The sequence below is a fragment of the Pseudomonas orientalis genome, assembly GCF_001439815.1.
In the GTDB taxonomy this organism is placed as follows: domain Bacteria; phylum Pseudomonadota; class Gammaproteobacteria; order Pseudomonadales; family Pseudomonadaceae; genus Aquipseudomonas; species Aquipseudomonas orientalis.
The window spans coordinates 52,938-72,248 of record NZ_JYLM01000005.1; the positions used below are offsets into that span (position 1 = coordinate 52,938).

Genomic DNA, 19,311 nt, shown 5'->3' on the forward strand with positions numbered 1-19,311 from the left:
CATCCTCCCCACACTGGATGCTCCGGCATGGCCACCCCTTCCCTGACTGCCTCACCCACTGCCGCCACACCGCGCCTGGACACCAAGCCCGGCCGGGTCACGGTGATCATGTTCTTCGCCGTGCTCGCCATGGGCCTGCTGTTCACCGCCTACAGCCTGATGCATGACATGCACGAAATGGGCGCCCAGGTCACCACCTGGACGCCGTTCCTGTTGCTCGGCGTGGCACTGTTGATCGCGTTGGGCTTTGAGTTCGTCAACGGCTTTCACGACACCGCCAATGCGGTGGCCACGGTGATCTACACCAACTCGCTACCGCCGCATTTCGCGGTGGTGTGGTCGGGCTTTTTCAACTTCCTCGGCGTGCTGCTGTCCAGCGGCGCGGTGGCATTCGGCATCATTGCCCTGCTGCCGGTGGAGCTGATCCTGCAGGTGGGTTCATCCGCCGGCTTCGCCATGATCTTCGCCCTGCTGATCGCCGCGATCCTGTGGAACCTGGGCACCTGGTGGCTGGGTTTGCCGGCGTCGTCATCCCACACGCTGATCGGCTCGATCATTGGCGTCGGCGTGGCGAATGCATTGATGCATGGCCGCGATGGCACCAGCGGTGTGGATTGGAGCCAGGCGGCCAAGATCGGGTATGCGTTGCTGTTGTCGCCGTTGATCGGCTTTGCGTTTGCCGCCTTGCTGTTGCTGGCGCTGCGCGCCTTCGTGAAAAACCGTGCGCTGTACAAGGCACCCAAGGGTGACACCCCGCCACCCTGGTGGATTCGCGGCATGCTGATCGTCACCTGCACCGGTGTGTCGTTCGCCCACGGCTCCAACGATGGGCAAAAAGGCATGGGCCTGATCATGCTGATCCTGGTGGGCACACTGCCGATGGCCTACGCCCTGAACCGCACCATGCCCGCCGACCAGTCGCTGCAATTCGCGGCGGTCGCCGAGGTTACCCAGGCCGCGCTGTTGAAGGCGGCACCGCAACCGGCACCCGCCGACGCCCGTGCAACCCTGTCCACCTATGTGCGCACCCAGCAAGCCTCGCCGGAACTGGTGCCCGCGCTCGCCGCCATCACCGGGCACATCGGCGCCGAAGTCAAAGGCTATGGCTCGCTGGCCGCAGTACCGGCTGAGGCGGTGGGCAACGTGCGTAACGACATGTACCTGACCAGCGAAACCATTCGCCTGATGGACAAGGGCAAGGTCGGCAATTTCGACGCCGACACCCAGGGCAAGCTGCAGCTGTTCAAGCAACAGATCGACAGCGCCACGCGCTTTATCCCGCTGTGGGTCAAGATCGCGGTGGCCATCGCCCTCGGGCTTGGCACCATGGTCGGCTGGAAGCGCATCGTGGTGACGGTGGGCGAGAAGATCGGCAAGACCCACCTGACGTACGCCCAGGGCGCCTCGGCCGAGACCGTGGCGATGCTGACCATTGGCGCGGCGGACATGTTCGGTTTGCCAGTATCCACCACCCATGTGTTGTCATCGGGCGTGGCCGGGACCATGGTGGCCAACGGCGGCGGCTTGCAGATGCGCACTATCCGCAATTTGTTGATGGCCTGGGTGTTGACATTGCCGGCGGCGATTATGTTGTCGGGCAGCCTTTACTGGCTGTTCACCCAACTGTTCTGACCCCACCCTTAATCGAATGTAGGAGCGAGCTTGCTCGCGAAAAACGTCAACGATAACGCGTGCTTTCTGAATGAACGCGGTGCCTGTGAGTTTTTCGCGAGCAAGCTCGCTCCTACAAAAAAGCGTTATTAGGGCGAGCCCCATTCCCATATTGTTGTCGGCGCGCAGTCAAAGGTGGGCCTGCAGCGTGGCCGCCAGCCACTCCATGAACACCCGCACGCGCAACGGCAAATGCCGCTGGCCGGCGTAGAGCAGCGACACGTCCAAAGGCGGCGCCGGGTAATCCGCCAGCACCTCGACCAATTCGCCAGTGGCCAGCAAGTCGCGGATGCCCAGCCGTGGCACTTGAATAATGCCAAACCCCCCCAGGCACGCCGCCTGATACGCATCGGTGCTGTTGACGGTCACGCGCCCGGCCATCGGCAGTCGCTGCACCTTGTTGCCTTGCAGGTACTCGAACCCCGCCGAGCGTGCGCCCAGCGGCCGTACGTAATGCACCAGTCGATGCTGCCCCAGGTCAGCCAGGGTGCGGGGAATGCCGTAGCGCTGCACGTACCCCGCGCTCACACAGTTGACCATCGGCATGCTGCACACCCGCCGCGCCACCACGCTCTGATCGGGCTGGGCGCCCACGCGCACGACGCAGTCGAAGCCTTCGGCGATCAGGTCGACCTGGCGGTCCGAGCTGCCGATTTGCATCTCGATCAGGGGGTGACGCTCCATGAACGGGGGCAAGTTGGGCACGATCAGCGTGCGCGCTATCACGTTGGGCATGTCCACGCGGATACGCCCGGCCAACTGGGTTTCGTCCTGTCGAAACAGTCCTTCGAGTTCCTCCATGTGCGCCAGCAAATCCTTGCTGCGCTCATACAACACCTGGCCGTCCTGGGTGGCCTGCACCTTGCGCGTGGTGCGTTGCAACAGACGCGCACCGAGCAGTTCTTCAAGCGCCCGCACCTGTTCGGACACGGTGGAGCGCGGCAGGCCAAGGCTTTCACCAGCCTGGGTAAAACTCGACAGTTCGGTCACGCGCACGAAGGTGCGCAGCAGCTCAAGTTTATTCATGGGATTGTTCGTCCTGTCCGACCAGTGATTCCGGTATAGCGCTGTTTATCACGTAACGGGCGCACAAATACACTCAGTCCCACAATCACTCAAGAGGACTGCACCATGACCCCACGTAAAATCGCACTGATCACTGGCGCCAGCCGCGGTTTGGGCAAAAGCGCAGCACTGCACCTTGCCGCCCAGGGCGTGGATATCATCGGCACTTACCACAGCAAGGCCGATGAGGCGCAGGCGTTAGTGGCGCAGATCGAGCAACTGGGCGGCCGCGCGGCCATGCTGCAACTGGATGTGAGCCAGAGCGCGACATTCGCAGGTTTCGCCGCTCAAGTGACTGACGCGCTCCAGGATGTGTTCGCACAGAACCAGTTTGATTTTCTGATCAACAACGCCGGTATCGGCATTCACGCAAGCTTTGCCGAAACCACCGAAGCCCAGTTCGACCAATTGGTGGCGATTCAATTCAAGGGACCGTTTTTCCTGACCCAGCAGCTGTTGCCGTTGATTCGCGACGGTGGCCGCATTCTCAATGTTTCCAGCGGTCTGGCGCGCTTCAGCCTGCCGGGCTACGCGGCCTACGCATCAATGAAAGGCGCGATGGAAGTGCTGACCCGCTACCAGGCCAAGGAGTTGGGCGCGCGCGGCATCAGTGTGAATATCCTCGCCCCTGGCGCGATTGAAACCGACTTCGGCGGCGGTGCGGTGCGCGACAACGCCAACCTCAACGCCATGGTCGCCAACAACACCGCCCTGGGCCGCGCCGGTTTGCCCGACGATATTGGCGGGGCCATCGCGCTGTTGCTGGCCGAGGGTGGTCAATGGATCACCGGTCAGCGGATCGAGGCCTCGGGCGGTATGTTTCTGTAAGCGGCCAGCGACTACAGGGCGATTGGCGTGTTGCGGGTGACTTTGTCCCGAATCACGTCATACGCCCAGTGGTAGACATAGGTGTATGGCAGGAAGAACAGCAGCACGCCGATGTCGAGGAGGAAGGCTTCCAACAGGCTGATCTTCATCAATGCGGCAATCAGCGGCACCGCCAGCACGATCAACCCGCCCTCGAACAGCAGCGCGTGCAGCACCCGCGTCCGGCCACTGTTGGACAGTTGCAGGCGCACTTTAAGGCGGTCGAACAGGCTGTTGAACATGACGTTCCAGCTCAGCGCCAGCACGCTGATGCCCAAGGTCACCGCGCCCATTTCCAACGCCGGTCGACCGGTCACCCAGACCAGCAAAGGCGTACAGATCAATAAGGCCAAGCCTTCAAACCCCAAGGCCTGGAAAACGCGTTCTGTCATTGATTTGGTAGGGATCATGGCCAAGCTCCGTGAGTAACGATGGTTGCCATGATCACGCCCCAGACCGATACTTCATAACCAATAACCATCGATCAAGGCGATAGTCATGGCCTCCCATGAAGTGCTCCAAGCGTTTGTCCACGCCGCTAGCGAGGGTTCGTTTTCCGCCGCCGCACGCAAGCTGGGCAAGAGCCAGTCCACGGTCAGCGCTGCGGTGGCGAGCCTGGAAATCGACCTGGATGTAGTGTTGTTCGATCGCAGCAGCCGCAAGCCCACGCTGACCCCGGCCGGCCAGGTGTTGCGGCAGCATGCGCAGCAGGTGCTGGAGGCCAGCAGCCGTCTGGAGCTGGCGGCCAGTCAATTGGCCCAGGGATTGGAGCCCAAGCTGAGTATCGCCATGTCCGATACCTACCAGTCCGACCGTTTCGAAGTTGCCCTCAGCGCCTTTGAACAACGCTACCCGGACCTTGAGCTGGAATGCCTGATCGCCGAATGCGAAGACCTGATCGCCCTGGTGCAAAGTGGCCGGGCGCACATCGCGTTTATCGAACAGCAGGAGGTCTACCCCCCGGACCTCAGTTGCTCGGCGGTTGAGGAACGCACCGAGATCGCCTTGTTCGTCTCGCCCGCACATCCGCTGGCGAGCCTGCCCAGGCTTGATTCGCACACCCTGCAACAACACCGTGAGCTGCGCCTGGCAAGCATCATCAACCCTGACGAAAACCGTGGCGCCCAACGCGTGTGGTCAGCACCAAGCTACCTGATGCTGATGGAGATGGCGCAACTGGGCTTTGGCTGGGCACCCATACCGCGCTGGTTGGTGGAACGCTTCGGCGGCGAGCAGTTGGTCGAGCTCAAGGTGCGCGGTTGGCCACGCTCGGTGGCGGTGGATGCGCTGTGGTCGCGGCAACAACCACCGGGCCCGGCGGGAAGTTGGTTGCTGGCAAAGATGCTTGAGTGAGCAATGAGAACCGACGTATGCAAGGAGCACAAGCGCTGTAAGCGGATGAGGTAGAATTCCGGCCTCTACGTAGGATTTAGGATATGCCGCTTATGGAAACCCGCCTCGTCCCCTATGAAATGTTGAACGCGCTGCAAAAACAGCATTTGGACGGTCTGGAAGTCAATCCAGAACAACTGGCGTATTCCGGTGATATCTACTGCGCGCTGAACAGCCTGCTGGTCAATCCCAATCCCGACAGCGTCAAGGGCTTTGCCCTGCTCGCCGACGACCTGCCCGTGGCGTTCCTGCTGCTCAAACGCCCGCCGTGCCTGCCCCATTGGGCGGATGAACACAGCGCCACCTTGCATGCCTTGCAGGTGGACAGGCACCAGCAAGGCCGCGGCTTCGGCAAAGCGTGTCTGCAGGCGCTGCCCGCAGCGGCGCTACAGGCGTGGCCGCAGATCAAGGCGCTGGAATTGTCGGTGGATGCGGATAACGCAGCGGCGACGGGGTTGTATCTGGGCGCGGGTTGGGTGGACAGCGGTGAGGCGTACAAGGGACGGATTGGGTATGAGCGCAGATTGAGACACGCGCTTGATCAGCATAGTATTGACAGCATCGAGATGTAACGTATACATAACTTAATAAATTAAAAGTAACGTATATAAGACATGGACCCTACCGTAATCACCCAACGTCTCGGCGTGCAGCTGCGCACCATGCGCTCGAATCGCGGCTATAAACAAGCGGATCTGGCGAAGGTGGCCGGGATTACTCGGCAAAAACTGATCGAAATCGAAAAAGGCAGTCTCTCGGTCTCGATGAATGCCTACGCCCGTGTTTTAGCCGCCTTGGGCAGCGAATTCAAGCTGGTGCCCGTGACCTTGCCGACCCTGGAGGAACTGGAGGACTTATTCAATGAATAGCCCACGTTACGCGTTCACACGCCTCAAGGGGACAGCGGCAGCGTGCGGGTCGGCGCTGACGATTATCTGTTTCGCTATAGCGATGAGGCGAAGGCCGCCAGCGCAATCAGCCTGTCGATGCCAGTCCGCGCGGACGAATACCGGCGTCGGGACTTGCATCCCATCTTTCAGATGAATTTGCCGGAGGGCTATGTGCTTGAACAATTGCGCAATCGCCTCGCCAAAACGGTCAGGGTAGACCCGATGTTACTGCTGGCGCTCTCGGGAAGCAGCGCGCCAATTGGTCGGGTTTTCGCGTCTTCAGAACAAGTGAATAATCTGATCCCTCTATAGCGATCCGCTTAAATCAGATACGCGGCTGGCACCCACTTACGACATTGTGAACACCACCGCTTACATCCGCGACGACTCACTGGCCTTGGACCTGGGCGGAAATAGATCGTTATTCGCCTCGCGCCTGGGCATTCTCGACTTCGCCAGGACCTGCGAAGTCGAACGTCCCGAAAAGCGTATTCAGGCGCTGCTCCAGACCCTTGAAGTGGTGCTCAAGCGCGAAGACGACTACTGCCGGTTGGCGCCTGAGGTAGCGGGCGCTATACGTCAATCCGCTCAGGGTTTTCAAACTAGCTTCGGGGGCTGAATCGCCCCCCTGATTTGGCGTTCAGCCCTTCTCGCCAATCGGCAACCAGATCTCCACCGTCCCGGTGCCCTTCCTTCCATCAAAATCGGCACTGTAGCGCTCGAAATCCGCCCCCATCACTTTGTAGCCCGAGTGCGGCAGCCACTCGAACATGATGCGCTCGTAGGTTTGCTCAAGCGCTTGCACCGGCCCGTGATGAGGGAATACGGCATAGTTCAGGGGCGGAATTTCGATGAACTGGAAATTGCTCGGTACATCGCTTTTGCTGGGGACTTCAACACCGGCCATGTAGTCGAATTCGCCCTGCCTGGGATTATGGCAAACACCATAGGTCACGCCGCCGACGCGCTTCTTGATGTCCTTGATACAGCTGTTGAACAATTCCCATAGCTGTGGAATATCACCCACGGTGGCTTTCGAATAACGCCCCTGGACGCCTGCGATCACCAGGGCCTTGCCGGCTTCCATGCGGGGTTCCAACGGTTGTCTTGTCTGCTGATCCATACGAACAGTCTCCTTCTTATGAGGGAACAAACCCGCATCGAGTATAGGGGCATATCCGCGCCGTACTCCATGTAGAAATTTTTCCTACGCATCTGGACAACTTGCCATCATCGACCGTATTGTCTGCCCCGCAGGCCACCGCAGTGGCCGACGTCGCTCGGACGGTTCCGGGCGCTTACGTACCTCGAGGCAACAATGGCAAACCCAGGTTCGCCGCGCCGCTTTGCGCGCATAGATCGACTCCCCCCCTACGTGTTCAATATCACTGCCGAGCTGAAGATGGCTGCGCGTCGGCGCGGCGAAGACATCATCGACTTGAGCATGGGTAACCCAGACGGCGCCACGCCACCGCACATCGTGGAGAAAATGGTCACCGTCGCCCAGCGCGAAGACACCCACGGCTACTCCACGTCCAAAGGCATTCCGCGCCTGCGCCGTGCGATTTCGCGCTGGTACAAGGACCGTTATGACGTGGATATCGACCCCGAGTCGGAAGCCATTGTCACCATCGGCTCCAAAGAAGGCCTGGCGCATCTGATGCTGGCCACCCTCGACCAGGGTGACACCGTACTGGTGCCCAACCCCAGCTACCCGATCCACATCTACGGTGCCGTGATTGCCGGCGCCCAGGTGCGCTCGGTGCCGCTGATTCCCGGCGTGGATTTCTTCGCCGAGCTGGAACGGGCGATTCGCGGCTCGATCCCCAAGCCGAAGATGATGATCCTCGGTTTCCCGTCCAACCCCACCGCACAGTGCGTGGAGCTGGATTTCTTCGAACGCGTGATCGCCCTGGCCAAGCAGTACGACGTGCTGGTGGTGCACGACCTGGCCTACGCCGACATCGTCTACGACGGCTGGAAAGCCCCGTCGATCATGCAGGTGCCCGGCGCCAAGGACATTGCGGTGGAGTTTTTCACTCTGTCCAAGAGCTACAACATGGCCGGCTGGCGCATCGGTTTCATGGTGGGCAACCCGGAACTGGTCAACGCCCTGGCGCGGATCAAGAGCTACCACGACTACGGCACCTTCACCCCGTTGCAGGTGGCCGCGATTGCCGCGCTGGAAGGCGACCAGCAGTGCGTCAAAGACATCGCCGAGCAGTATCGCCAGCGCCGCAATGTGCTGGTCAAAGGCCTGCATGAGCTGGGTTGGATGGTAGAAAATCCGAAGGCGTCGATGTACGTCTGGGCGAAAATCCCCGAACAGTATGCCGCCATGGGCTCGCTGGAGTTTGCCAAAAAACTGCTGCTGGAAGCCAAGGTGTGTGTGTCGCCGGGGATCGGCTTTGGGGAGTATGGCGATGATCATGTGCGCTTTGCGCTGATCGAGAACCAGGACCGGATTCGCCAGGCGGTGCGGGGCATTCGGGGGATGTTCAGGGCCGATGGGCTGGTCCAGAAAGCCTGAGCCGATCCATCTGACGAAATGTGGTCAAAATGTGGGAGGGGGCTTGCCCCCGATGGCAGTGGTTCAGTCACCAGATGCAGTGACTGACACTCTGCTATCGGGGGCAAGCCCCCTCCCACATTTGATTGGGTGGCCACATAGGAAGCTGCGGTGCGGCCTACACCACCACCGACAGTGGTGGAGAATCCCAAAGCGTCGATGTGTGGCTGGGCCAGGATTCGCCAGGCAGTGCGAGGGATTTGCGGGATGTTCAGGGCCGATGGCTTAGCACCGAAAGCCAGCGCCTGGCTCGGTCAACATGTGGGAGGGGGCTTGCCCCCGATGGCAGTGGTTCAGTCACCAGATACAGTGACTGACACTCCGCTATCGGATCAAGCCCCCTCCCACATTTGACTGGATGACCACATGGAATGCTGCGGTGCGGCCTACACCACCAACGACAGTGGTGGAGAATCCCAAAGCGTCGATGTGTGGCTGGGCCAGGATTCGCCAGGCGGTGCGCGGGATTCGGGGGATGTTCAGGGCGGATGGATTAGTTAAAAAAGCAGGCGGGTAAATGACGCAATGAGGGTTCTGTCAGGCCCTTACTGGCGCGGGCCTGACAGATTAAAGAGTAGCCGTATGAACGCCCGTTCAAATCACTTCAAATGACAGGGGGTTCGTTGGATGGGAAATCTGCGGTCCAGAATGCGTATAAGCACTGATCTTGTACGACCCCGGCCCCATGGAATGCTTGCTCAAGGAAAACTCCCACTCAGTCGGAGACGTAACCGGCGCAGTACCAAATTGTTGATAGGGCGCGTTGCTATTTTCCACCACAACTACCGCTCCGTAAGGAGAAGCCCACCCTCTTATCACGAAATCAGCGGCGACCTTGTCCCCCTCCTTCAGGTTTTGAATAAGAGGCGTCGGCACTAAGACTATTGAGTCACTTTCTGGCTTCGAACTGTCGTTTTCCATGATTTTTCCTCCAATGCTCGTCAAAAAATGACGAGCTTCGGAGTTGTTTTAAGAGTCTTCGTGATCACTCGCTACTGTGAAAACTACCGGTTGCGACAGGTGGTTGAGGCCTACACCACCAACGACAGCAGCATGATGAAGATCAATGCCACCACCGACAAAATGGTTTCCATCGCCGTCCAGGTCTTGAACGTCTCGGCCACGGTCATGTTGAAGTACTGCTTGACCAGCCAGAACCCCGCATCGTTGACGTGAGACAGGATCAACGACCCGGCGCCCGTCGCCAGCACCAGCAGCTCGCGGTTAACCCCTGGGATCATGCCGACCACCGGCACCACGATGCCCGCACCGGTAATGGTCGCCACGGTCGCGGAACCGGTGGCGATCCGAATCACCGCCGCCACCAGCCACGCCAGCAGGATCGGGTTGATCTGTGCGTTCACCGCCATATGGCCGATCACATCGCCCACGCCGCTGGTCACCAGCATCTGCTTGAAGCCGCCACCGGCACCGATGATCAGGATGATCGCGGCGGTCGGCGCAAGGCTGGCGTCGAGCAGCTTGAGAATCTGCTTGGAATGGATGCCCTGGCGATGACCGAAGGTGTACAGCGACAGCAGCAACGCCAGCAGCAGCGCGGTGATCGGGTGACCGATCATGTCCATCCAGTTGCGCACCACGTTGCCTTCGGCAAAGGCGATGTCGGCAAAGGTCTTGAGCAGCATCAGGAACACCGGCAACAGCACGGTGACCAGGGTGATGGCGAAGCTGGGCAGCGACTTGTTATCGGTCTCGCGGGCCAGTTGATCCACCAGCTCCTGGGACGGATTGCCCGGGATGTACTTGGCGATAAACGTACCGAAGATCGGGCCGGCGATGATGGCGGTCGGCAGTGCGACGATCAGGCCATACAGGATGGTCTTGCCGATGTCCGCGCCAAACACGCCAATGGCCAGCAGCGGGCCCGGGTGCGGCGGCACCAGACCGTGTACCGCCGACAGGCCGGCCAGCAGCGGGATGCCGATCTTGATCAGCGACACGCCGGTACGCCGCGCAACAATGAACACCAGCGGGATCAGCAGCACAAAGCCGATCTCGAAGAACAGCGGGATGCCCACCAGGAACGCGGCGAACATCATGGCCCACTGGACCTTTTCCTTGCCAAAGGCGCGGATCAGGGTCTGGGCGATCTGATCGGCACCGCCGGACTCGGCCATCATCTTGCCGAGCATGGTACCCAGCGCGAGGATGATGCCGACAAAGCCGAGCACCCCGCCGAAGCCGTCCTGGAATGCCTTGATGATCTTGTCCACGGGCATGCCCGAGGTCAGGCCGAGGAAGCCGGCCGCGATGATCAGTGCGATGAACGGGTGCACCTTGAACTTGGTGATCAGTACGATCAACCCGATGATAGTGACGACTGCGTCCAGCAGCAGGTACGACTCATGGGACATGCCAAACATGGGGGGTCTCTCCTGTTTGTTGTTGTTATTAAAGCGGGTGATGAACTTCCTGCCGGGGATAGCGCTATCTTTCCGGCAAAAAATTAATGGATTGGTTCAAAGCCGTGCTCGCGCCACCAGGCATTGGTCTGCTCGGCCAGTTCCTCGACGCTGTCTTCGCTGGCGTTGAGGGCCAGGGTCAGCGGCTCGCCCTTGGGCGATTCAAGGGTGGCGAACTGACTGTCGATCAGGCTGGCCGGCATGAAATGTCCGGGGCGATGGGACACGCGGTCGGCGGCCACTTCACGGGTCAGCTCCAGGAATACAAAGCCCAGGCCCGGGGCGGCTTCGCGCAGATGGTCGCGATATTTCCTTTTCAGGGCCGAACAGGTGAGCACCGGATGTTCCCCGGCCTTCAGCGAACGGCGCAGTTCATCGCAGAGGATGTCGAGCCAGCCGGCGCGATCGTCGTCGTTGAGGGGGTGGCCGGCGCTCATCTTTTCGATGTTCGCGGCGGGGTGGAAGCTGTCGCCTTCAATGGCAGTGGCGCCGTTCAGACGGCACAGGGCCTCGCTGACGCTGGTTTTGCCACAGCCGGCAACACCCATGATGACCAGGGCAGTAACAGGTTGACTCATAAACACCTCAGGACGCAGATAGCGCTACCTTTGCACAGCCTAAGGCTAGTGCAAAAACAGGCTTTTCCCGCGCCGTCTTGTCTTTTTTTATGGAGTGACGCGTGCATCCGCTCCAATCATTCGAACGGGATCAGGCAACCCAACGTTCAAGCATTTGCAGCCGTTTGGAGACAGCGCTACCTTAGTGCCTCGATTTTTGTTTGGCAAGCCGCCTGATGACCTCCAAGAACGATAAAAATACCCGCACCACCGGTCGCCCCACCTTGAATGAAGTTGCCCGTCTGGCCGGCGTCAGCCCGATCACCGCCTCCCGCGCCCTGCGCGGTATCAGCACGGTCGCCACCGAACTGGTGGAAAAAGTGCAGCAGGCCGCCGCCGAACTCAGCTACGTGGTCAACCCCGCCGCCCGCGCCCTGGCGTCGGCCCAGAGCCATTCGGTGGTGGTACTGGTACCGTCATTGTCCAACCTGCTGTTTATCGAAACCCTCGAAGCCATTCACCAGGTGCTGCGGCCCAAGGGCTTTGAAGTGCTGATCGGCAACTCCCACTATTCCCGCGACGAAGAAGAGAACCTGCTGCGCAACTACATGGCTTACCAACCACGGGGCTTGCTGCTGACCGGGTTCGACCGCACCGAAAGCGCGCGACGGATGGTCGAGGCCAGCAATGTGCCTTGCGTGTACATGATGGACCTGGACCCCAACGCCGGGGTCAACTGCGTGGGCTTTTCGCAACTGGCCGCCGGTGAAACGGCAGCGGCGCATCTGCTCGCGCGCGGCCGCAAGCGCCTGGCCTATATCGGCGCGCAGTTGGACCAGCGCACCTTGTTGCGCGGCGAAGGCTTTCGCCGCGCTTTGCAGCAGGCCGGCATGTACGACCCGGCACTGGAATTGCTGACGCCCCGCCCCTCTTCCGTGGGCCTGGGTGGCGAGTTGTTCCTGCAATTGCTGGCGGCGCATCCGGACGTGGATGCGATTTTCTTCGGCAACGACGACCTGGCCCAGGGCGCCTTGTTGGAAGCCATGCGCCACGGCATCAAAGTGCCAGAGCGCGTGGCGGTGCTGGGCTTTAACGACCTGCCCGCCTCCTCGTTCATGGTGCCGCGCCTGAGCAGCATCAGCACACCAAGGGAAGCCATCGGCCGGCGCGCGGCGGAGCATTTGTTGACGATCATGGCGGGCAACAGGATCGCCAAGCCGGTGGTGGATATGGGGTTTGAGTTGCAGGTGCGGGAGAGTACGTAGGACGCCTGTAGGAAGTGGCTGACATTAGGCCAAGCGCCTTGCTCCGTTACCTACGCTTACGTCAGAATTCGCCGGCTTGTGCGCCTGGGTGGCGGTCTTTAAGGTTTGCCGGTCGCTGAATTTCTCGGTGATCGGGTTTAGTAGCCCGAGCTTTCCCACGCAAGATGCATGAGCCTATCGATGCTTGATGGTGGCTGTGCGCAGGGCGCCTTCGGGTGCGCCGGGTTTGTGTGGGATACCGGTCTACTAACCTGCGTACAGCTGCCACCCTCGTTTAGTAGCGATGAGGTATCAGCCCAGATCAGGTACTTCAATAATGCAAAGCATCCCCACGCATACGCTCTTCACCGTTATCCCCGACACTTCCACCGAAGCCCTGCTGACCAATACCTACGAAACCGTATGCTCCGTCAGCACCTTGCTGCTCGACCTGTCCGATGACCTCACTGGCAAGCACCGTGATGTAGCCCTGGCCATCCACCAACTGAGCGAGCTGAGTGTATTGCTGGTAGGCAAGGCCATGGACCAGCACACACCACGCGCTTAAGTCCCTACTCGGTCAAAATGTGGGAGGGGGCTTGCCCCCGATGGCAGTGGGTCTGTCACAGATAAGTTGACTGCCCCACCGCCATCGGGGGAAAGCCCCCTCCCACATTTTTAATCGTGCCCACTTTGGAGTTCCTGACCAAGGCCAACTCCGTACCTGTCAACCTTGACAGTAGACGCTCGTTCAGCCGATGCCTATAACTGGACACGCTGACTGCGCCGTCGGCGTATTCAAATATTCATTCAAGAGGATTTTCAAGATGAGTACTCCAGCGCCAATTGAACTTGTTTCCGTCGCAGGAAATTTCACCTGCGAACTAACCGTCGGATCATCTCCTTCCATCCAGTTTAAAGCAACGACTATTGAGTCAAGGGACTCAGGCGACGAACAGCTAATCGAGACCTTCGACGACAACGCCCACTCAGTCGTTCTTTATCTTAAACACGGTCTTGCCGTTGGCGAGCACGATATCAAAGAAGGCGACATTGGAGTGCGCGCCTCTTGTTCCGGCGAAATTGAGGGCAAACCGTTTTACTTCCAAGCCTGCAGTGGCAAGTTATATGTGAAAAGCATCGACCTGGCGAACAATGAAATCGATGCGACATTCCACTTCAAACGCGACGACAAGCTGGATGTAACGGACGGGGTTATCAACCTCAACGGCACTAAAAAAACATGACCCCATCACGTTACATAACTTGACCCGACAAGAGCCGGCAGACATTGAAAGGCTCTTGCGGGCTTTACTCGGCTATTTCACTTACCTCGTATCATCACAAGTGTCTGTATTGACCCTGCGAGCCCCCGAATACAAGCCACCCGACCAGCACCCCGTTTGTCATGAACGCCGACGCTACCTCCCCCCTCTCATCCCCTGCTAGATTGGTTGCTTTGAATCGCCAGGGAAGCACCATGGGACACTCACTGAAAATCTTGGGTCGCACCTCGTCCATCAACGTGCGCAAAGTACTCTGGACCTGCCAGGAATTGGGCATCGACTACGTGCGTGAGGACTGGGGCATCGGCTTCAAGCCCACCCAATCCGCCGAGTTCATGGCCCTGAATCCCAACGCCCAGGTGCCGGTGCTGATCGACGACCACGGCGTGCTGTGGGAGTCCAATACCATCTGCCGCTACCTCGTCGGCCTGTATCAACGCACTGACCTGCTGCCCTTGGAGCCCGCGCCAAGGGCCCGCATCGAGCAATGGATCGACTGGCAAGCCACCGAACTCAACCGCGCCTGGGGCGACGCGTTCACCGCGCTGGTGCGTAACAATCCCGATGGGCTGGACGCGGCGCAGATTAACGCCGCCGTGCAGGTGTGGAACGACAAGATGGGCATTCTCGAACAACAGTTGGCCCGGACCGGTGCGTATGTGGCCGGCGATGAGTTCACCCTCGCCGATATCCTCATCGGCCTCTCGGTACACCGCTGGCAGGTGACGCCCATGCAGCGTCCGCCCTACCCGGCCATCGCCGCCTATTACCAGCGGCTCAGCCAGCACGCCGGTTTCAAGACCTTCGCCCTCGACGGCCACAACTAAATACAGGGACAACTTCTTGAACGGACTCAACGTACTCCTCACCGGCGCCTGCGGCAGAATCGGCAAGACATTTTTCCAGGCGTCGAAAGATCGCTACCGTTTCACCCTCACTGACCGCATCGCGCCGGATTTCGATTTGGCTGGACACCGCTTCATACACGCTGACCTCAGTGATAAATCCAGCCTCGCAGCCCTGCTCGAAGGCATCGACGTGATCGTGCACCTGTCGGGCATCCCCGATGCCAGCGCGTCGTTCGACGAACTGCTGCCCAACAATATCCTCGCCACCACCTACCTGTTCGAAGCCGCCGTGAACGCCGGCGTGCAGCGCCTGGTATTCGCCAGCAGCGCGCAAACCATCGAAGGCTACCCGGTGGATCGCCAGATCACGCCTGGCATGCCGGTGATGCCCGCCAACCTGTATGGCGTAAGCAAGTGCTACGGCGAGGCGCTGTGTGGTTACTACGCAGCCAAGACATCGCTGTCGACCATCGCCCTGCGCATCGGCGCCTTTGAATTCCCCGAAACCCACGACCTCAACAACGCCCGCGACCTCAGCGCCTGGCTCAGCCCCCGCGATGCCGTGCAATTGTTGCAGCGTTCGGTAGAGGCCGAGGGTGTGAAACACTTGATCGCCCATGGCATTTCCAATAACCGCTTCAAGCGCCTGGACCTGAGCGAAACCACGCGGGTGTTGGGCTACCACCCCGTGGATGATGCGTTCCAGACGTTTGCGATCCCCATTACTTACTGAGTTCTGCTGCCATGCCTTCATTATCTGCCACCGACGGCATCAACCCGACCCGCGCCGCCCACATCAGCGCGCGCATCGACCGCCTGCCAGCAGTCGCCAGCATCTGGCGCCTGGTGGCGTTGCTATCGATCGGCGGTTTTTTCGAGCTGTATGACCTGTTCCAAACGGCCTATATCAGCCCCGGTCTGATCAGCGACGGGATCTTCCACACCGGCAACGCGGGCGCGTTTGGCTTCTCTGACCAGGCCGCATTCGCCTCGGCCACGTTCCTCGGCCTGTTCCTCGGTGCCAGCCTGCTCAGCCCCTTCGCCGACCGTTTCGGACGCCGGGCGATCTTCACCTTTGCGTTGATCTGGTACACCGTCGCCACGGTGTTGATGGGCATTCAGACGTCGGCCCTGGGCATTATCTGCATGCGCTTTCTGGTGGGCATTGGCCTGGGCATTGAGCTGGTGACCATCGACGCCTATCTGTCGGAACTGGTGCCCAAGCGCATGCGCAGTTCGGCGTTTGCCTTTGCGTTTTTCATCCAGTTCCTGTCGGTGCCGGCGGTGGCGCTGATGTCCTGGTGGCTGGTGCCCCAGGCGCCGTTCGGCATCTCCGGTTGGCGCTGGGTGGTGCTCAGCAGTGCGGTGTTTGCACTGTTTATCTGGCAACTGCGCAAGCGCCTGCCGGAATCACCGCGCTGGCTGGCGCAGAAGGGTCGTTTCGAGGAGGCCGGCGCGATCATGAACACCCTGGAAGCGCGCTGCCTGAAGGATCACGGCCAGCCTCTGGATGCACCGCAACCGGAGGCTGTCAGCGTGCAGGGCAGCGGCCGTTTCGCCGATATCTGGCAGCCGCCCTACCGTCGCCGCGCCTTGATGCTGATCGTGTTCCACGTGTTCCAGGCCATCGGTTTCTTCGGCTTTGGCAACTGGCTGCCGGCCTTGCTGTCGGGCCAGGGCGTCAGTGTGACCCACAGCCTGCTCTACGCCTTTATCATCACCCTCGCCTACCCGCTAGGCCCGCTGCTGTTCGTGAAGGTCGCCAACCGTTTCGAAAACAAGTGGCAGATCGTCGGCTCGGCCATGGGTGCGGTGATCTTCGGCAGCCTGTTCGCCCTGCAGACCACGGCGGTGGGGCTGATTTTCTGCGGGGTAATGATCACCTTCTGCAATGCCTGGCTGAGCTTCAGCTATCACTCGTACCAGAGCGAATTGTTCCCCACCAATATCCGTGCGCGAGCGGTGGGGTTCTGTTATTCGTTCAGCCGCTTGTCCACGGTGTTCAGCAGCCTGCTGATCGGTTTTATCCTCGAGCACCTGGGCACGCCGGGCGTGCTGGCGTTTATTGCCAGCAGCATGCTGATCGTGATGATTACCATCAGTTGGTTCGGGCCGCGTACGCGTAACCTGGCATTGGAGCATATCGCCCGCTGACGGCAAGGGTTGGCCGTCGACGGGCCAGTGTTTGCCGCGACGGTTGCTTGCACCCCAGTAAACACGCGCACCGTGTGCCCGGCATGCTAATTGCTCCAGCTGTTGCACCGCATATTTGCACAGGTGACCGATCATGCTGGTTAACACCACTACCCAAGCCGCTTCGACTGTTCAACAGATCAAGCGGTCCGACATGGACCCGGCCAATGCCGCCGCCAGCGCGTTGTACAGCGGCGCGCTGCAGGCTGCGCAGCAAGGTACGGCGATGCCGGCCGCGCAGAAGGAGCTGGACAAGGCGGGCGACCGCATCGACGAGGCGTTCGCCAAGACTCGCGTGCAACTGCAGGCCACAACGTCGACTTCAGGGGCGCGGGCTGAACTCACCGACTACATGAGCAAATCCCCGGCCGAACGCATTCGTGAGCAGATGCTCAAGGAGCAGGGTTTGACCGAGGAGCAAGTGCAGGCCTTGCCGCAGGAAAGGCAAGACGCAATTGCCAGGCAAGTGGCTGAACGCTTGAAGGAGCAGCAACAGCAGCAGGTAGCGGCGAAGACGGCTGCTCCACAAACCCAGGCACTGAAAGACACCCTGGCAGCCATCTAAGCCACACCGCTGAACAACAAATGTGGGAGGGCTTGCCCCCGATGGCGGTGGATCAGGCAATGAATCTTTGGCTGATCCACCGCATCGGGGGCAAGCCCCCTCCCACATTTTGAACTCAACGTGGGCTCATGGACCTTTGAACACAACCTGCTGCACATCGATCTTTCTCGGAATCAGGCCATTGGCAAAAAACAGGTCGGCGGTGCCTTGCTGAGTGGCGATGTCGACCGCCTGCAGCGGCCGGATCGGCGCCGGCGAGCGGTGTTCGAAGTAGCTTTTGACCACGGCCGGTTGCAGGCCCAGGGTCTTGGCCATCAGTGCGATGCTGGCCTCGGGCTCATCGAGCGACAGACGCTGCGCCTTGCCGAGGGTCTGGATAATGGTGGCGATCGCCTGGGGGTTTTGCCGGGCGAACGCGCCGCTGGCCACGAAGAAACTGCCGGCAGGATTCAGGCCTTCACCGGTGCCCAGCACGCGGGCGGCACCGTCGACCACGGCGGCGGAGTAATACGGGTCCCACACGACCCAGGCGTCCACCTTGCCTTGCTCGAATGCGGCGCGGCCGTCGGACGGCGACAGGTACACCACGTTGACATCCTTCCACTGCAAGCCGGCGCGCAGCAGGCTCTTGAGGAACAGGTTGTGCGCACTGGAGCCCTTGAGCAGCGCCACGCGCTTACCCTTGAGTTCGGCCACGTTCTGAATCGTGCTGGCCTTGGGCACGAGCACGGCTTCGGTCTTGCCGTCATTAGGCTCGACGGCGATGTACTGCAACTCGATGCCGGCGGCCTGGGCGAAAATGGGCGGGATGTCACCGATATTGCCGATGTCCAGGCTACCGGCGTTCAGCGCCTCGATCAGCGGCGGGCCACCGAGGAACTCGGTCCACTGCACCTGGGTGCCGGGCAATGCGGCCTCGAAGAGCTTGTGCTCACGAGCGAGCACCATGCTCACCGAGCTCTTCTGATAACCAATGCGCAGGGTGGACGGATCGGCGGCCAGCACGTTGGCGGCGACCAGTGAAAGAACAGCGACAACCATCATTTTCAGCATAAGAGCGCTTCCTTGGCCTTGGCGGCGGGTGCGGGTTGGGAGCGATCCTAACAAGCCCTCTTATTCTTTAATAATATTTAAAATTCATCTGCTTATAACTTTACACAAGATAAGAGCGGCCACTGCTTGCGCTCCTCCGGCACCGGTTACAATGCCCGCCTCGCCCTTTCAACTGGTTTGACCATGCATATCAAACGGCTGGCAGCGCCGCTATGGCCGTTGCTGAACAAGTTTTACCGCAGCCACAACTCGTCGATGAAGGCGCTCAAGGGTGGGCAGTTGTGGGTGGCAAGAGACGGCGAGATTGTGGCCGGGTTGTGCCTGACACCCGTGGTCGGTGGGCAGTGGCTGACAGGGGTGTTCGTTGATCCAGCCTATCGCGGCCAGGGGCTGGCGGCGCGATTGGTTCAACAGGCAGTGGCGGGTGTGGACGGCACGGTCTGGCTGCTGTGCCATCCGGACCTTGAAACGCTGTACCAGCGCATGGGGTTTTCTCAAGACACGGTGTTGCCGCAATCGCTCAGTGAGCGGTTGGTGCGTTACAAGCGCAACAAACCGATGATCGCGATGGGACTTAAATCACCTGGATGGCTTGCCCCCGATAGCAGTGTGTAGGAGCGAGCTTGCTCGCGAAAAATTCACAGGCACCGCGTTCATTCACGAAGCACGCGTTATCGTTGACGTTTTT

Annotated in this window: 21 protein-coding genes and 1 pseudogene; 15 read left to right on the forward strand and 7 right to left on the reverse strand. The window is 60.2% G+C overall.

The window, feature by feature from the left end; all coding sequences use genetic code 11:
• The first annotated feature begins 27 nt into the window (after positions 1-27).
• Positions 28-1,632, forward strand: a complete 1,605-nt coding sequence (locus tag TU82_RS13880) for an inorganic phosphate transporter (RefSeq protein WP_057723752.1) — start codon at positions 28-30, stop codon at positions 1,630-1,632.
• Positions 1,633-1,800: 168 nt separating this feature from the next.
• Here the strand turns inward: TU82_RS13880 and TU82_RS13885 are convergent, their stop codons facing one another.
• Entirely contained in the window at positions 1,801-2,697 is an 897-nt protein-coding gene (locus TU82_RS13885; RefSeq protein ID WP_057723753.1) for a LysR family transcriptional regulator, read from the reverse strand.
• A 105-nt stretch (positions 2,698-2,802) separates the two neighbouring features.
• On the opposite strand from TU82_RS13885, the gene TU82_RS13890 reads away from it, so the two are divergent.
• A complete protein-coding gene (locus tag TU82_RS13890; RefSeq protein WP_057723754.1) occupies positions 2,803-3,564 on the forward strand; it encodes an SDR family NAD(P)-dependent oxidoreductase in 762 nt (253 codons plus the stop codon).
• An 11-nt stretch (positions 3,565-3,575) separates the two neighbouring features.
• Here TU82_RS13890 and TU82_RS13895 read toward each other — a convergent pair whose 3' ends face one another.
• Entirely contained in the window at positions 3,576-4,013 is a 438-nt protein-coding gene (locus tag TU82_RS13895; protein WP_057723755.1) for a multidrug/biocide efflux PACE transporter, read from the reverse strand.
• 88 nt (positions 4,014-4,101) lie between these two features.
• Between TU82_RS13895 and TU82_RS13900 the strand changes: the two genes are divergently transcribed.
• The 4 genes and pseudogenes from TU82_RS13900 to TU82_RS27895 all read left to right on the forward strand — a co-directional run bounded on the left by TU82_RS13900 (position 4,102) and on the right by TU82_RS27895 (position 6,504).
• Positions 4,102-4,956, forward strand: coding sequence for a LysR family transcriptional regulator (locus tag TU82_RS13900; protein WP_057723756.1), 855 nt, complete (start codon positions 4,102-4,104; stop codon positions 4,954-4,956).
• Between the two features lie 92 nt (positions 4,957-5,048).
• Positions 5,049-5,567: a GNAT family N-acetyltransferase gene (locus TU82_RS13905; protein WP_057723757.1), complete on the forward strand. Its 519-nt coding sequence runs from the start codon at positions 5,049-5,051 to the stop codon at positions 5,565-5,567.
• Positions 5,568-5,609: 42 nt separating this feature from the next.
• Positions 5,610-5,864: a helix-turn-helix domain-containing protein gene (locus TU82_RS13910; RefSeq protein WP_057723758.1), complete on the forward strand. Its 255-nt coding sequence runs from the start codon at positions 5,610-5,612 to the stop codon at positions 5,862-5,864.
• A 42-nt stretch (positions 5,865-5,906) separates the two neighbouring features.
• Positions 5,907-6,504 (forward strand): annotated as a pseudogene (locus TU82_RS27895) (HipA N-terminal domain-containing protein).
• Between the two features lie 21 nt (positions 6,505-6,525).
• Here the strand turns inward: TU82_RS27895 and TU82_RS13925 are convergent.
• A complete protein-coding gene (locus TU82_RS13925) occupies positions 6,526-7,008 on the reverse strand; it encodes a GyrI-like domain-containing protein (protein WP_057723760.1) in 483 nt (160 codons plus the stop codon).
• 195 nt (positions 7,009-7,203) lie between these two features.
• Here TU82_RS13925 and alaC point away from each other — a divergent pair, with 195 nt between their 5' ends.
• Entirely contained in the window at positions 7,204-8,415 is a 1,212-nt protein-coding gene (gene alaC, locus TU82_RS13930) for an alanine transaminase (protein WP_057723761.1), read from the forward strand.
• 633 nt (positions 8,416-9,048) lie between these two features.
• Here the strand turns inward: alaC and TU82_RS13935 are convergent.
• The 3 genes from TU82_RS13935 to TU82_RS13945 form a co-directional block, all read right to left on the reverse strand.
• Positions 9,049-9,375 (reverse strand): hypothetical protein, encoded by a 327-nt coding sequence (locus TU82_RS13935; protein ID WP_057723762.1) that lies wholly within the window; start codon positions 9,373-9,375, stop codon positions 9,049-9,051.
• 110 nt (positions 9,376-9,485) lie between these two features.
• Complete coding sequence (locus TU82_RS13940; RefSeq protein ID WP_057723763.1) at positions 9,486-10,838, reverse strand: GntP family permease; 1,353 nt, start codon at positions 10,836-10,838, stop codon at positions 9,486-9,488.
• An 83-nt stretch (positions 10,839-10,921) separates the two neighbouring features.
• Entirely contained in the window at positions 10,922-11,455 is a 534-nt protein-coding gene (locus TU82_RS13945; RefSeq protein ID WP_057723764.1) for a gluconokinase, read from the reverse strand.
• A 212-nt stretch (positions 11,456-11,667) separates the two neighbouring features.
• On the opposite strand from TU82_RS13945, the gene gntR reads away from it, so the two are divergent.
• The 7 genes from gntR to TU82_RS13980 all read left to right on the forward strand — a co-directional run bounded on the left by gntR (position 11,668) and on the right by TU82_RS13980 (position 17,570).
• The gene (gntR, locus tag TU82_RS13950; RefSeq protein ID WP_162276163.1) at positions 11,668-12,699 is read left to right on the forward strand and encodes an HTH-type transcriptional regulator GntR; all 1,032 of its coding nucleotides are present in this window, start codon (positions 11,668-11,670) and stop codon (positions 12,697-12,699) included.
• Positions 12,700-13,015: 316 nt separating this feature from the next.
• On the forward strand, positions 13,016-13,246 hold the full coding sequence (locus tag TU82_RS13955; protein ID WP_420893009.1) for a DUF6124 family protein: 231 nt from the start codon (positions 13,016-13,018) through the stop codon (positions 13,244-13,246).
• 259 nt (positions 13,247-13,505) lie between these two features.
• The gene (locus TU82_RS13960) at positions 13,506-13,925 is read left to right on the forward strand and encodes a hypothetical protein (RefSeq protein ID WP_057723766.1); all 420 of its coding nucleotides are present in this window, start codon (positions 13,506-13,508) and stop codon (positions 13,923-13,925) included.
• Between the two features lie 233 nt (positions 13,926-14,158).
• A complete protein-coding gene (locus TU82_RS13965; protein WP_057723767.1) occupies positions 14,159-14,791 on the forward strand; it encodes a glutathione S-transferase family protein in 633 nt (210 codons plus the stop codon).
• Between the two features lie 16 nt (positions 14,792-14,807).
• Positions 14,808-15,545, forward strand: a complete 738-nt coding sequence (locus TU82_RS13970; protein ID WP_057723768.1) for an NAD-dependent epimerase/dehydratase family protein — start codon at positions 14,808-14,810, stop codon at positions 15,543-15,545.
• A gap of 11 nt (positions 15,546-15,556) precedes the next feature.
• Positions 15,557-16,966 (forward strand): MFS transporter, encoded by a 1,410-nt coding sequence (locus tag TU82_RS13975; protein WP_057723769.1) that lies wholly within the window; start codon positions 15,557-15,559, stop codon positions 16,964-16,966.
• A 133-nt stretch (positions 16,967-17,099) separates the two neighbouring features.
• Positions 17,100-17,570, forward strand: coding sequence for a lipocalin/fatty-acid binding family protein (locus TU82_RS13980; protein ID WP_057723770.1), 471 nt, complete (start codon positions 17,100-17,102; stop codon positions 17,568-17,570).
• Between the two features lie 126 nt (positions 17,571-17,696).
• On the opposite strand, the gene TU82_RS13985 is transcribed toward TU82_RS13980, so the two are convergent.
• Complete coding sequence (locus tag TU82_RS13985) at positions 17,697-18,623, reverse strand: aliphatic sulfonate ABC transporter substrate-binding protein (RefSeq protein WP_057723771.1); 927 nt, start codon at positions 18,621-18,623, stop codon at positions 17,697-17,699.
• A gap of 183 nt (positions 18,624-18,806) precedes the next feature.
• Between TU82_RS13985 and TU82_RS13990 the strand changes: the two genes are divergently transcribed.
• Complete coding sequence (locus tag TU82_RS13990; protein WP_057724076.1) at positions 18,807-19,238, forward strand: GNAT family N-acetyltransferase; 432 nt, start codon at positions 18,807-18,809, stop codon at positions 19,236-19,238.
• The last annotated feature ends 73 nt before the right edge of the window (positions 19,239-19,311 follow it).

What these genes read in the sequence shown, in the direction of transcription:
- TU82_RS13990 (WP_057724076.1), top strand. Translation starts at nt 18,807, where the DNA reads ATGCATATCAAACGGCTGGCAGCGCCGCTATGGCCGTTGCTGAACAAG.
- TU82_RS13880 (WP_057723752.1), top strand. Translation starts at nt 28, where the DNA reads ATGGCCACCCCTTCCCTGACTGCCTCACCCACTGCCGCCACACCGCGC.
- TU82_RS13905 (WP_057723757.1), top strand. Translation starts at nt 5,049, where the DNA reads ATGGAAACCCGCCTCGTCCCCTATGAAATGTTGAACGCGCTGCAAAAA.
- TU82_RS13980 (WP_057723770.1), top strand. Translation starts at nt 17,100, where the DNA reads ATGCTGGTTAACACCACTACCCAAGCCGCTTCGACTGTTCAACAGATC.
- TU82_RS13935 (WP_057723762.1), bottom strand. Translation starts at nt 9,375, where the DNA reads ATGGAAAACGACAGTTCGAAGCCAGAAAGTGACTCAATAGTCTTAGTG.
- TU82_RS13940 (WP_057723763.1), bottom strand. Translation starts at nt 10,838, where the DNA reads ATGTTTGGCATGTCCCATGAGTCGTACCTGCTGCTGGACGCAGTCGTC.
- TU82_RS13895 (WP_057723755.1), bottom strand. Translation starts at nt 4,013, where the DNA reads ATGATCCCTACCAAATCAATGACAGAACGCGTTTTCCAGGCCTTGGGG.
- TU82_RS13890 (WP_057723754.1), top strand. Translation starts at nt 2,803, where the DNA reads ATGACCCCACGTAAAATCGCACTGATCACTGGCGCCAGCCGCGGTTTG.
- TU82_RS13965 (WP_057723767.1), top strand. Translation starts at nt 14,159, where the DNA reads ATGGGACACTCACTGAAAATCTTGGGTCGCACCTCGTCCATCAACGTG.
- TU82_RS13885 (WP_057723753.1), bottom strand. Translation starts at nt 2,697, where the DNA reads ATGAATAAACTTGAGCTGCTGCGCACCTTCGTGCGCGTGACCGAACTG.
- TU82_RS13955 (WP_420893009.1), top strand. Translation starts at nt 13,016, where the DNA reads ATGCAAAGCATCCCCACGCATACGCTCTTCACCGTTATCCCCGACACT.
- TU82_RS13900 (WP_057723756.1), top strand. Translation starts at nt 4,102, where the DNA reads ATGGCCTCCCATGAAGTGCTCCAAGCGTTTGTCCACGCCGCTAGCGAG.
- TU82_RS13975 (WP_057723769.1), top strand. Translation starts at nt 15,557, where the DNA reads ATGCCTTCATTATCTGCCACCGACGGCATCAACCCGACCCGCGCCGCC.
- TU82_RS13985 (WP_057723771.1), bottom strand. Translation starts at nt 18,623, where the DNA reads ATGCTGAAAATGATGGTTGTCGCTGTTCTTTCACTGGTCGCCGCCAAC.
- TU82_RS13910 (WP_057723758.1), top strand. Translation starts at nt 5,610, where the DNA reads ATGGACCCTACCGTAATCACCCAACGTCTCGGCGTGCAGCTGCGCACC.
- alaC (WP_057723761.1), top strand. Translation starts at nt 7,204, where the DNA reads ATGGCAAACCCAGGTTCGCCGCGCCGCTTTGCGCGCATAGATCGACTC.
- TU82_RS13960 (WP_057723766.1), top strand. Translation starts at nt 13,506, where the DNA reads ATGAGTACTCCAGCGCCAATTGAACTTGTTTCCGTCGCAGGAAATTTC.
- TU82_RS13925 (WP_057723760.1), bottom strand. Translation starts at nt 7,008, where the DNA reads ATGGATCAGCAGACAAGACAACCGTTGGAACCCCGCATGGAAGCCGGC.
- TU82_RS13945 (WP_057723764.1), bottom strand. Translation starts at nt 11,455, where the DNA reads ATGAGTCAACCTGTTACTGCCCTGGTCATCATGGGTGTTGCCGGCTGT.